At 59.7% G+C, this 11,195-nt stretch carries 13 protein-coding genes; 4 read left to right on the forward strand and 9 right to left on the reverse strand.

The window, feature by feature from the left end:
* Positions 1-29: 29 nt before the first annotated feature.
* Positions 30-1,394, reverse strand: coding sequence for a DNA recombination protein RmuC (gene rmuC / locus HX790_RS07695; protein ID WP_163005473.1), 1,365 nt, complete (start codon positions 1,392-1,394; stop codon positions 30-32).
* Positions 1,395-1,569: 175 nt separating this feature from the next.
* A complete protein-coding gene (locus HX790_RS07700) occupies positions 1,570-1,893 on the reverse strand; it encodes a hypothetical protein (RefSeq protein WP_099548863.1) in 324 nt (107 codons plus the stop codon).
* A 473-nt stretch (positions 1,894-2,366) separates the two neighbouring features.
* Here HX790_RS07700 and HX790_RS07705 point away from each other — a divergent pair, with 473 nt between their 5' ends.
* The 4 genes from HX790_RS07705 (at position 2,367) to HX790_RS07720 (ending at position 5,517) form a co-directional block, all read left to right on the forward strand.
* Positions 2,367-2,672, forward strand: a complete 306-nt coding sequence (locus tag HX790_RS07705; RefSeq protein WP_176991397.1) for a hypothetical protein — start codon at positions 2,367-2,369, stop codon at positions 2,670-2,672.
* 440 nt (positions 2,673-3,112) lie between these two features.
* Entirely contained in the window at positions 3,113-3,337 is a 225-nt protein-coding gene (locus HX790_RS07710; protein WP_016972449.1) for a hypothetical protein, read from the forward strand.
* 276 nt (positions 3,338-3,613) lie between these two features.
* Positions 3,614-4,096 (forward strand): hypothetical protein, encoded by a 483-nt coding sequence (locus tag HX790_RS07715; protein ID WP_017134903.1) that lies wholly within the window; start codon positions 3,614-3,616, stop codon positions 4,094-4,096.
* Positions 4,097-4,242: 146 nt separating this feature from the next.
* Positions 4,243-5,517 carry an OmpP1/FadL family transporter gene (locus HX790_RS07720; RefSeq protein WP_017134902.1) on the forward strand — a complete coding sequence of 425 codons (1,275 nt, stop codon included), beginning with the start codon at positions 4,243-4,245 and terminating at the stop codon, positions 5,515-5,517.
* An 88-nt stretch (positions 5,518-5,605) separates the two neighbouring features.
* Here HX790_RS07720 and HX790_RS07725 read toward each other — a convergent pair whose 3' ends face one another.
* The 7 genes from HX790_RS07725 to cobU form a co-directional block, all read right to left on the reverse strand.
* Positions 5,606-6,154, reverse strand: a complete 549-nt coding sequence (locus HX790_RS07725; protein ID WP_017134901.1) for a glutathione peroxidase — start codon at positions 6,152-6,154, stop codon at positions 5,606-5,608.
* Positions 6,155-6,303: 149 nt separating this feature from the next.
* Entirely contained in the window at positions 6,304-7,503 is a 1,200-nt protein-coding gene (locus HX790_RS07730; RefSeq protein ID WP_169985254.1) for an MFS transporter, read from the reverse strand.
* A gap of 64 nt (positions 7,504-7,567) precedes the next feature.
* Positions 7,568-7,972, reverse strand: a complete 405-nt coding sequence (locus HX790_RS07735) for a MarR family winged helix-turn-helix transcriptional regulator (protein WP_017134898.1) — start codon at positions 7,970-7,972, stop codon at positions 7,568-7,570.
* 42 nt (positions 7,973-8,014) lie between these two features.
* Positions 8,015-8,743, reverse strand: coding sequence for an adenosylcobinamide-GDP ribazoletransferase (locus HX790_RS07740; RefSeq protein ID WP_176991398.1), 729 nt, complete (start codon positions 8,741-8,743; stop codon positions 8,015-8,017).
* A 2-nt stretch (positions 8,744-8,745) separates the two neighbouring features.
* On the reverse strand, positions 8,746-9,321 hold the full coding sequence (gene cobC, locus HX790_RS07745; protein WP_176991399.1) for an alpha-ribazole phosphatase family protein: 576 nt from the start codon (positions 9,319-9,321) through the stop codon (positions 8,746-8,748).
* Entirely contained in the window at positions 9,318-10,373 is a 1,056-nt protein-coding gene (cobT, locus tag HX790_RS07750) for a nicotinate-nucleotide--dimethylbenzimidazole phosphoribosyltransferase (protein WP_017134895.1), read from the reverse strand. The genes cobC and cobT overlap by 4 nt, the downstream gene beginning before the upstream one ends.
* Complete coding sequence (cobU, locus tag HX790_RS07755) at positions 10,370-10,891, reverse strand: bifunctional adenosylcobinamide kinase/adenosylcobinamide-phosphate guanylyltransferase (protein WP_017134894.1); 522 nt, start codon at positions 10,889-10,891, stop codon at positions 10,370-10,372. Before cobU ends, cobT begins: the two co-directional genes overlap by 4 nt.
* Between the last annotated feature and the right edge of the window lie 304 nt (positions 10,892-11,195).

Below are 11,195 nucleotides of genomic sequence, written 5' to 3' on the forward strand. Positions count from 1 at the left end.
TTTACTCGGCCCCACATTTTGGATTGCATTTACTCAGGCAGATGCGCCACACCGTCTGAATCGGTCATCGCCCGTTCAAGCAAATCCGCTGGCAGACTTTTACTCGCACGCGCACCCAGCAACCGCAATTGCTCGGTACGGCTGACCAGATTCCCACGCCCATCTGTCAGCTTGTTACGCGCCGCGCTGTAAGCCTTATCCAACTGTTGTAGGCGGTTGCCCACTTCATCCAGGTCCTGGATGAACAGCACGAATTTGTCGTACAGCCAGCCGGCCCGTTCGGCAATTTCCCGCGCATTCTGGCTTTGGCGCTCCTGCTTCCACAGGCTGTCGATCACTCGCAGGGTAGCCAGCAAGGTCGTGGGGCTGACAATCACGATATGGCGGTCAAACGCCTCCTGAAACAGGTTCGGCTCGGCCTGCAGGGCGGCGGAAAATGCGGCCTCGATGGGCACGAACAGCAACACGAAATCCAGGCTGTGCAGCCCTTCCAGACGCTTGTAATCCTTGCCGGCCAAGCCTTTGACGTGGTTACGCAGGGACAGCACATGCTGCTTGAGGGCCGCCTGGCCAATCACCTCATCATCTGCCGCGACGTATTGCTGATAGGCCGTGAGGCTGACCTTGGAATCGACCACCACCTGCTTGTCGCCCGGCAACATGATCAGCACGTCCGGCTGGAAGCGCTCGCCGTCCGGCCCTTTGAGGCTCACCTGGGTCTGGTACTCGCGGCCCTTCTCCAGCCCGGCATGTTCCAGTACCCGTTCAAGAATCAGCTCGCCCCAGTTGCCCTGGGTCTTCTGGCCCTTGAGGGCACGGGTCAGGTTGGTGGCTTCGTCTGACAGGCGCAGGTTCAATTGCTGCAGACGCTCAAGCTCTTTAGCCAGGGAAAAACGCTCGCGGGCTTCGTTCTGATAGCTTTCTTCCACACGCTTTTCGAAGGACTGGATGCGTTCCTTCAGTGGGTCAAGCAACTGGCCCAGGCGTTCCTGGCTGGTTTCGGCGAAACGCTGCTCACGCTCATCGAAGATCTTCCCGGCCAGCTCGGCAAACTGCGCGCGCAACTCATCGCGCGAACCTTGCAGGTCGGCGAGGCGTTGTTGATGACTGTCCTGTTGTTCACGCAATTCGGCGCGCAAGGCAGCTGACAGCGCATCGAGGCGGCGCAGCTCGGTTTCCTTGGCGCTGCGGTCGAGGTTCCAGGCATGGGCGGCATCGCGGGCGTTATCGCGGTCGATTTGCAGCAGTTCGACTTCGCGGCGCATGGCGGCCAGGTCGGCCTGTTTCGCGGCATTGGCCTGGCTGAGGTCGCTGATTTCATCGCGGCTGGCGTCCAGTTGCGCGGCTAGCCCTTCCTGGGCCAGTTGCGCGGTTGCCAGGCGCTCTTCGAGCAGCTCCCAACCGGTCATGCGCGCGGTCAGTCGACGTTGAATCTGCCAGCACAGGGCCAATAAAGGCACTGCTGCACCCGCCAGACCCAAGGCAATACTGGTCCAGTCAAAAACCATAGCCATTTCTGCCATCACCGAAAAGGAGCAAGGTTAACCAAGCATGGGGCTTGAGGACAGCTCAGTCTTCGACCTGCCCCAACTCGCGCAGGGCGCGGCGGTCGCCAGCGCGAGCCGCCAGGCGCAGCAGGTCGTGGCCTATGCGGCGGTCGCGGGCGTTGCCGCACTCGCGGCACATCAACTGGCCCAGCCGACTTTGAGCGGCGACCACGCCATCGCGGGCCGGCTGCTTGAGCAAGCGTCCGGCGAAGTGCTTGATGTTGGCGTTATGCCCCAGCCGCGGGCTGTCGAGCAGCCACAAGGCAACCTTCAACGAAAATCGCTTGGGTGTGGTAACAGTTTGAGGGGTATCGGTAACAGAGGGTGATACTGAGCGAAACTTCATAAAGCACTGTGGGACAGATTGGAAGGCGCGCCACTCTACTCTTTTTTTCGCGCAGGTAAAGCTGGATAAATCCTACACGCCCGTTCTAGAGCAAGCGCTCGGGACAATCCACAGAAGCTGTGGATAACTCAGTGGACAACCCACCTTGAACCCGCTCAAAGCCCCATGAAACGGGGGCCGCAGTCAAACTGACGATTTTTTCACCAATAAAAAAAAGCGATGTTTTTCATTGACTTAAATTTTCGTTGCAGGCAAACGACGGCACTTGCGGGCAGTTGACAGAGTGGTTACACACCGCGCAACGAATGTGCACAAGTACCCATCCACTGGTTATATCGCCGACACTTTTTGCTTCAATCTGTCCGAAAATGTTACCGCCACAGAGCAACCAGCCTGCAAAACAGAGCACTTTTCAAAACCGCCCGCGCTCGCCACACTGCTGCACCAACGATGTCACTCTCCTGTAGGCGCAGATGAAAGGAATCCTGTTGTTCGCCGTGTTGTTGCTCGCCACCTGCGCGACATCATTGGGAATCAATGCAGCTTTGCCCTCGCCTGACGGGGCGTTGTTTGCCATCGCCATCCTGTTATCAGCGGCCTTTACTGCGGTAAGCCTGTGCATCGAGCTGGGTGAAGGCCGGATCAATGACATGCGCGACGTGATGAAGGTGATCGAAACCGGCCGCTCCTGGCGCCTGACCCTCGCGGCCTACGTGCTGGGCTGCTCGCTGGCGGCCGCCGTAACAGTGCTGGTCTATCGTGGTTTTCTAGGCAGCTGATAAAAGTTTTTTGCTCAGCCGCTTCCCTTCCCGGTTTCGATCCGTTACTATCCGCGGCGTTAGTACCAAGCTGAAAGTCAATTCTGGTCGAACAACTCCCCTGAACAACACGGGACCGACCACCTCGATGGTTTCCAGGTATCACTTGCGACGACACTGCCTTTGAACATGCAAAGGGTGCCGCGAAGTCTCAATACTCTGACCGAACCAACCTGCAAATTGATCAGGATCTTCACCCCGGGCCCAGAACCTTTGCCCCTGTTGTGCTGCCTGCCCTCCTAAGTACCTACCTGCCAGCCCAAGCGCGCCAACTTAATAGCGCTTCAAACTGGCTGCTTTGTTCCAGTCGGTTCTTCGTTTGATCAATGGTGATCAACGTTACTGGAACGTTTTAACGCTGCACGGTTCTTATCCGTGTCATTTGTAGGAACACCAATAATATGAACACTCAAATCCACACTCAGGATGCCATTCGCACCCTCACCAACGCTTTTGCACCAATGAACTGCCTGATCATGGCCGCTCGCAAAGGCTGCTTCAGCTTCACCCTGGTCAACGAACACGGCATCGCTCGTCACAGCGAACGCCTGTACCCCGATCAATACTCCAGCGCAGAGCCGCTGCAGGCCGTGATCGAGCGTACCCGTCAGGCACTGACTGCCTGATCGACCCGAGTCGCTGAAACACAAAAACCCTGTTTAAAAAGCAGGGTTTTTTATTGCCTGAAATTCGGCATTGAAACATTTTCGCTAAGTTCAAATAGATATAAACGTTATAACTAAATGAAGAAGATGTTTTAAAAACAGTCCTTTACATCATAAATATGACACTACACTTCAACTCAAGCGGCTTGATCCGCTTGCGACGGGCCTGAGATCCGATTCACAGCTGCCAAGCCCCCTCTCAGGCACCGTCGACCACTTTCATGGACCGAGGCTTGTATGGGTATCGCCGCCAGCGAATTGTGTCGTTATGTGATCCGGCCGACGTTGATTTACCTCGGCCGCCATAATGCGACAGCCGAAGCCCTGCTGCTGGGCATTGCTGCCAGCCAGTCGGAACTCGGCTCGGCCCTGCACGACCGTCGTGGCCACGGCCTGTACAGCATCACCGAACCGCGCCACCGCGCCCTTTGGGACCATTACCTGGCGCGCGACCCCGAGCGCGCCAGCCTGGTACGCGGCCTGGCCAGTCAGCACGCATTCCTCAGTGCGCCCCAGCTTGAGTTAACCGTCAATCTGCGTTACGCCACCGCCATCGCCTGGCTGCTGGTGGAGCAGCACAGCCCTGCCCTGCCGCAGCCGGGCGATGTACTGGCAATGGCACGTATCTGGAAAGAAATTTTTCACCCACAAGGTCGGCTGCGGGACTTCACCCAAGCCTGGCAGACCTGTGTTTCACCCATGAATCAGGTCACTTGTTGACCAGGCGTTTTGCAAGATTCGGCTAAAAACCCCGATTTTGTTCGGATTGTCCTACAAAACCGCTCTATCTCCTGCATTACAGCCTATAGCGCTAACCTAAATTTATTGTTACTTTCCGCAGCGGTGATCACCACGGAGTTCTAATAATGAAAAAAGTAATGCTCAAGACCACACTTAGCCTCGCCGTTGCCATGGCCTCCACCCAACTGTTCGCGAGCGGCTTTGCCCTCAACGAGCAAAGCATCAGTGGGATGGGTACAGGTTTCGCCGGGCGCTCTTCATCTGCCGATGATGCAAGCACTGTCGCTGGCAACCCTGCCGGCATGTCACGCCTCAAGCGCGATCAAATCACTGCCGGTGTCGCAGCTATCGACGCCAAGACCGATATCAAAAACACCAGCGGTGGCCCACCCGGCAGCAGCAACGACGGTGACATGGTTCCTTTTACCAAAGTCCCGATGTTGTTTGCCGTGAAAAAAGCGACCGATGACCTGGCGTTCGGCCTGGGCGTGTATGCGCCGTTCGGCCTGATCACCAACTACGAAGACAGCTTCGGCGGCCGTTACTACGGCAAGAAGAGTGACGTTAAAGTCGTCACCCTCCAGCCGACTGTCAGCTACGCCTTCAACGAATACGTGTCCGTGGGTATCGGCCCGACGTTCAACAAGATCAGCGGTAACCTGACCTCGTCGACGCCGCTGGCGCAAACCTTCGGCCGCAATGATGGCCTGGTGGACATCAAGGGCGATGACACCGCATGGGGCTACAAAGTCGGTATCCTGGTGACGCCATGGGCGAGCACCAACATCGGCCTGACGTACACCTCCAAGGTTTCCTACAACCTGTCGGGTCACACCGATATTTCCGGCCGTGGTTTTGGTCCGTTCAACGGCGGGCGTTTTGACGCCAAGTTGAACATCACCACCCCAGAATCCTACGACATGTCCATCACCCACAAGCTGGATGACCAATGGACGTTGTATGCGGGTACCACATGGACCCGTTGGAGCCGCCTGAAAGAAATCACCGTCAACAACTCGGGCGTTTCGCCTGCACTGGGTGGCGCGGCTGGCCCGATCGGTCGCATCAACGAGCCACAGAACTGGCATGACACCTGGGCCTCGGCCATCGGTGCTTCGTTCCAGGTCAACAAACAGTGGGTACTGCGCACCGGCTTCTCGGTTGACCAATCGCCTACCAACAACACCGACCGTTCGGTGCGTATCCCGACTGGCGACCGTAAGGCTGTCAGCTTTGGTGCCGGCTTCAGCCCTACCGAAGACTGGACGATCGACGCTGCCGTCTCCTACCTGTGGGAAGAAGAAGTCAACGTCAACCGTACCGGCAAGGGCAACGCCTACAACGCCGAGTACAAAAACAGCGCTTGGGGTTACGGCCTGGGTGCGACTTACAAGTTCTGATTCACTGCGAGCCTGACCGGCTCGCCAGCTGAATCTAAAAAAGCCCCGCTCTCCTGCACAGGAGGCGGGGCTTTTTAATCGCCGACGATCAGGGTTTGGAAGCCAATGCTTCTTCCACTGCCTTGATCAAGTCCGGGCTGTCCGGCTTGGTCAAACTGGAGAAGTTGGCAATTACCTTGCCTTGGCGGTCGACCACGTACTTGTAGAAATTCCATTTCGGCGCGCTGGTCTGCTGCGCCAGCACCTTGAACAGGTGTACCGCGTCCGGTCCTTTGACTTTTTGCGGTTCGGTCATGGTGAAGGTCACGCCGTAATTCACGTAACAGACCTTGGCGGTCTCTTCACCGGTCTTGGCTTCCTGCTTGAAGTCATCGGACGGCACGCCAATCACTTCCAGCCCCTGGCCCTTGTAGCGCTGGTACAAGGCTTCGAGGCCTTTGAACTGTGGCGCGAACCCGCAGAAGCTGGCGGTGTTGACGATAACCAGGGGTTTGCCGGCAAAGCGCTGGCACAAATCGATGGATTCCTTGGCGCGCAGCTTGGGCAATTGGCCCTCAAGCAACGGTGGGCAATCAGCGGCCATGGCAACACTGCCAATGGCCATCAGGACGGGTACTGCAAGCCAGCGCATCTGCATGTCGTGAGTCCTTAACATTTCCAGACCACGAACTTAACAGATCGACATACCCAGTTGCATCAATGCCAGCCCACCACGCTGCCAGCCCCACCAGGCCAGCAGCATCAGCACGACCAGCGCCGCTACCGTCAAACACCGTGCCGTCACACTCATGCCGCCTCCATCTGCGCCTGCAAGCGCGCCACCGGCCGCTCGCGCACCGGCCAGTTCAGCGCGGCGGCGAGCACGCTCAGCAGAATCGCCACCTGCCAGATCAAATCGTAGTTGCCGGTTCGATCATAGACCACCCCGCCCAACCAGCCGCCGAGGAACGACCCGATTTGGTGGAACAGGAACACGATCCCACCGAGCATCGAGAGGTTTCGCACACCAAACAAGGTTGCGACGGTGCCATTAGTCAGCGGCACCGTAGACAGCCACAAAAAGCCCATGGCCATGCCAAACAGGTAGGCAGTGATTTCGGTGACCGGCGCCCACAGGAACAACACAATGACGACCGCACGCAGCAGGTACAGGCCGGTAAGCAAGCGCGGCTTGGACATGCGCCCGCCGAGCCAGCCGGCGGTGTAGGTGCCGAATACATTAAACAAACCGATCAAGGCCAGCACCGTGGTGCCCACCGTGGCCGGCAAATGCTGGTCGACCAGATACGCCGGCAGGTGCACGCCGATAAACACCACCTGGAAACCGCACACAAAAAAGCCGAATGCCAGCAACCAGAAGCCGGAATGGGAACAGGCTTCCTTCAAGGCTTCGCGCAAGGTTTGCTGGCCAGTCACCACCGGCAGCGGCTTGTCCTTGAGCATCGCCACCAGCGGCAGAATCAGCGCCACCATCAGCCCCAGCGCCAACAAGGCGGCCGACCAGCCCAGCCAGCCGATCAAGCCCAATGTGCCGGGCACCATGGCGAACTGACCAAAAGAGCCTGCGGCGCTGGCGATGCCCATGGCCATGCTGCGTTTTTCCGGCGGTACGGTGCGGCCCACCACGCCGAGAATCACCGAAAACGAGGTGCCCGACAGGCCGATACCAATCAGCAAGCCGGCACTTAGTGACAATGACCACGCCGAATCGGACATGCCCATCAACACCAGGCCCACGGCGTACAGTACGCCGCCGACGAACACCGTTTTGGTCGCGCCGAAACGGTCGGCCAGGGCGCCGGTGAACGGCTGCGCAAGGCCCCAAATCAGATTCTGCAGCGCGATGGCGAAGGCAAACGTCTCGCGCCCCCAGCCAAATTCGTTGCTCATCGGCGCCAGGAACAGGCCGAAACCGTGCCGCACGCCCAAGGACAACGCCAGGATCAGCGCACTCCCCACAAGGATCCAACCACTGGTGCGCCACATCGAGGTCATGTTCTTATTCTCCGCTCGCGGGTATATACCCGCTTGTAATCGAACAAACCCGCGCTCAGGCGAGTTCATCCAGCAAGGCCAGCAAGGTTTCGCGCTTTTCGGCGCCTAACTGATCAATCAATTTTTGCTGCGCCGCTTCCCACGCCGGCAACGCCGCAGCCAGCCGTTCTTCGCCGGCTTGCGTCAACAGCACCAGGCGGTTGCGCAAGTCATCACCCTCGACCAACTGCACCAGGCCTTCGCCTTCCAGCACCCGCAAGTTGCGCCCCAAGGTGCTGCGATCCAGGCCCATGGCGTCGGCCAGGCTGGAAATGCTCGGTTGGTCGAGACGCTGCAAGTTGCACAGCAAAGAATACTGGGCGACGTTGATCCCGAAGCCGTCGAGAGCGCCGTCGTAATGCCTGCTGACGCCACGGGCGGCACGTCGCAGGTTGGTGCATAAACATTGGGAGGCAAGCATGGAACGTGTATATACCCGCGATTAAGGAAATGCAAGAAAGTGTTACAGAGCCAAACCGATCAACACCGCGACTTCCAGCAACTCCAGGAGTGCGCCAGCTGTGTCGCCGGTGGTGCCACCCAGCCGGTTGACCATCAATTGGCGCAGGCCGATAAAACACAGCGCCGCCAGCAGAACAGCCATGCCGCCGCTGAAACCGCCGATCAGGATGCAGGCCAGGCCACTGAGGATCAGCACCTGTTGGCCGACAACCCGCGGTAAATGGTCCGACAGCGCCTGACCCAAACCGCCTGCACGCACATAGCGCGTGGTAAGGAACAGCGCCAGCATCGACGCCCGCCCGATCAATGGCGCCAGGATCAATGCCGCGCCATTACGTTGCTCGATCAACGCCACCAGCGCGGTGAACTTGAGCAACAGCACCAAGCCCAGGGTAACCACCGCAATCGGCCCGCTGCGCGGGTCTTTCATGATGGTCAGGGTGCGCTCGCGGTCGCCAAAACCACCGAGCCAGGCATCGGCGCTGTCCGCCAGGCCGTCCAGGTGCAGGCCACCGCTAAGCAACACCCACGCGGTCAGCAATAAGGCGGCATGCAGCAACAACGGCGCGCCCATCAATACGCTGTTCAGCGCCCATAACAGCACGCCGAACAACAGCCCGACCACGGGATAAAACAGCAGCGAACGCCCCAGCTCTTGAGGCTGCGGCATGCCCGGCAAACGAATCGGCAGGCTGCTGAGAAATTGCAGGGCAATCCAGAATGGCAGCATCGTCAGGTTCCTTCTTTCAACACACCATCGGCAGCCACGTGCAGGCTGAACAGCCCACCATGGCCGACCTCGACATTCAACAACTGCTCGCGCGGCAAACCTCGCGCTCGCGCCAATAGCAGACGCATCACGCCACCGTGGCTGATCAGCAACACGCGCTCACCAGCATAAGCCTGGTGCAAGCGCGAGACGGCGCTGAGGACACGGTGTGAAAAGTCGCTGACCGGCTCACCCTCAGGGGGGGTGAAGCTGTAGGGATCGGCCCAGAACAGGCCGAGCCCTTCGGCGTCGGTTTCCATCAGCGCCGCTGCGCTATGCCCTTCCCAGGCGCCGAAGTGCAATTCCTGCAGGTCTTTTTCCAGGTTCACCGGCACATCGAGGCGTGCGCCCAATTCTTGGGCGAACAGCGCGCAACGCTGCAGCGGCGAGCTGACCAGGCGGTCCCAAGGGCCATGCTCTGCTACGGCGGCGCGCATCTGTGCCCAGCCCTTGTCGGTGAGCGCGTCGTCAAGGCTGCCGCGCAGACCGCCACCCAGCTCGGTTTCGCCGTGGCGCAGCAGGTCCAGGTGCAAGGTCATGCCGGGCGGTCTGCCACGGCCGCTTCGGCGAATGTCGCCATTTGCCCGTGCAGCGCACACGCAAGGCGCAGCAACGGCACCGCCAGCGCCGCACCACTGCCCTCGCCCAGGCGCAGGCCGAGTTGCAGCAAGGGTTCGGCGTTGAGGCTTTGCAGTACGTGACGATGGCCCGGCTCGGCGCCACCATGGCCGAATACCAGCCATTCTCGACACGCCGGGTTCAGGCGCGTGGCGACCAGTGCGGCGACGGTGCAGATAAACCCGTCCACCAGCACGACGATGCCTTCTTGTGCGCAGGCCAGGTAGGCACCGACCAGCGCGGCAATTTCAAACCCGCCAAGGTTGAACAGGGTGTGCAATGCGTCATCGCGCTGTCCGGCATGCAGCGCCAGTGCGCGCTCGATGACTGCTACTTTGTGGCTGACGCCCTGGGCGTTCAAACCGGTGCCCGGGCCTGTAAGGTCGCTGACCTTGCAATCGAGCAGCGCACAGGCCAAGGCGCTGGCGGCGGTGGTATTACCGATGCCCATTTCACCGCCGATAAACAGCTGGGCGCCACCGGCCAAAGCGCGCCGAGCGCTATCGCGACCGGCTTGCAGCGCCAGGCAGCCCTGAGCTTCAGTCATGGCTGGGCCGTTGACGAAATTGGCCGTGCCCGCGCCGATGTTCAGGTGACGCACTCCGGGCAGGTTCAGCGAGGGCGTCACCGTGCCGAGGTCGACCACTTCCAGCTGCGCATCCAGTTGACGTGCCAACACACTGATGGCTGCGCCGCCAGTGACGAAGTTGTGCAGCATCTGCCCGGTCACTTCCTGGGGAAACGCCGACACGCCTTCTGCGACGACGCCATGGTCACCGGCAAAAATGGCGATCCACACTTGGTCCACCAACGGTTTGACCTGGCCTTGCAGGCCGGCCAGTTGCACCGCTACAGCTTCGAGCTGGCCGAGCGAACCGGCCGGTTTGGTCAGCTGTTGCTGGCGCGCCAGCGCTTGTTCGTACGCTGAGGCGTCGACAGCCTTACAAGGGTTGAGCCACCAGGTGTCAGTCATAACGCAGTACCTTTCAAAGTCAGGGGCAGGCCGGCAACCGTCAGGACAACACGCTGACACCGCTCGGCCAAGGCTTGATGCAGCCAACCGGCTTCATCCACATAGCGGCGAGTCAATTCGCCCAGCGGCACGACACCCATTCCGGTCTCGTTGCTGACAAAAATGATTTCACCCGGCAGTGCAGCCAGGGTTTGCAGCAATTGATCGCGCTCCAGCGCCAGGCGCGCCGGGTCTTCGAGCATCAGCAGGTTGGTGAGCCACAGGGTCAGGCAATCCACCAGCAGGCAGCGATCGGCAGCAGCGTTTTCGCGCAGTACGCGGGCCAGTTCGATGGGTTCTTCAATCAGGCCCCAATGATCGGGACGCCGCTCACGGTGATGCGCGACGCGCGCGCTCATCTCGCCGTCCAAGGGCTGGCTGGTGGCGATGTAGATGACGGGCAAGGTGCTGTCGCTGGCGAGTTTTTCGGCCAGGCGGCTTTTGCCGGAGCGGGCACCGCCGAGGATTAATTGATGCATGGAGTGGCACCTTGTTCGGCGGGTGGAGAGGTTGAGGTGTGCCGCGGCAAGTGGGGTGAGTCAGGTAGGCATGCAGTGGCTGAGCCATGGCCATCGCAGGCAAGCCAGCTCCCACTGAAAGGCAGATCTGCTTTTGATCTGGCTTTTGATTTTGATCTCAGTCGCCCCGTTAAACCACGCTGGCCGAACGCAGGTTTGAATCCGTGGGTAACCCGGCAGGACGCCGGGTTAGCCGCGCTGGGCCAAGGATGGCCCATCGCGGCGGCCCACGGATTCAAGCCTTCGTTCTGGCACACCGAGCCCA

It is taken from the genome of Pseudomonas sp. IPO3747 (genome assembly GCF_013385245.1).
Taxonomy (GTDB): domain Bacteria; phylum Pseudomonadota; class Gammaproteobacteria; order Pseudomonadales; family Pseudomonadaceae; genus Aquipseudomonas; species Aquipseudomonas edaphica.

Excerpts from the sequence above, each read along its gene's own strand:
- HX790_RS07740 (WP_176991398.1), bottom strand. The coding sequence starts at position 8,743 with ATGCTGCCATTCTGGATTGCCCTGCAATTTCTCAGCAGCCTGCCGATT.
- HX790_RS07710 (WP_016972449.1), top strand. The coding sequence starts at position 3,113 with ATGAACACTCAAATCCACACTCAGGATGCCATTCGCACCCTCACCAAC.
- cobU (WP_017134894.1), bottom strand. The coding sequence starts at position 10,891 with ATGCATCAATTAATCCTCGGCGGTGCCCGCTCCGGCAAAAGCCGCCTG.
- HX790_RS07735 (WP_017134898.1), bottom strand. The coding sequence starts at position 7,972 with ATGCTTGCCTCCCAATGTTTATGCACCAACCTGCGACGTGCCGCCCGT.
- HX790_RS07730 (WP_169985254.1), bottom strand. The coding sequence starts at position 7,503 with ATGTGGCGCACCAGTGGTTGGATCCTTGTGGGGAGTGCGCTGATCCTG.
- HX790_RS07715 (WP_017134903.1), top strand. The coding sequence starts at position 3,614 with ATGGGTATCGCCGCCAGCGAATTGTGTCGTTATGTGATCCGGCCGACG.
- HX790_RS07720 (WP_017134902.1), top strand. The coding sequence starts at position 4,243 with ATGAAAAAAGTAATGCTCAAGACCACACTTAGCCTCGCCGTTGCCATG.
- cobC (WP_176991399.1), bottom strand. The coding sequence starts at position 9,321 with ATGACCTTGCACCTGGACCTGCTGCGCCACGGCGAAACCGAGCTGGGT.
- HX790_RS07705 (WP_176991397.1), top strand. The coding sequence starts at position 2,367 with ATGAAAGGAATCCTGTTGTTCGCCGTGTTGTTGCTCGCCACCTGCGCG.
- HX790_RS07700 (WP_099548863.1), bottom strand. The coding sequence starts at position 1,893 with ATGAAGTTTCGCTCAGTATCACCCTCTGTTACCGATACCCCTCAAACT.
- cobT (WP_017134895.1), bottom strand. The coding sequence starts at position 10,373 with ATGACTGACACCTGGTGGCTCAACCCTTGTAAGGCTGTCGACGCCTCA.
- HX790_RS07725 (WP_017134901.1), bottom strand. The coding sequence starts at position 6,154 with ATGCAGATGCGCTGGCTTGCAGTACCCGTCCTGATGGCCATTGGCAGT.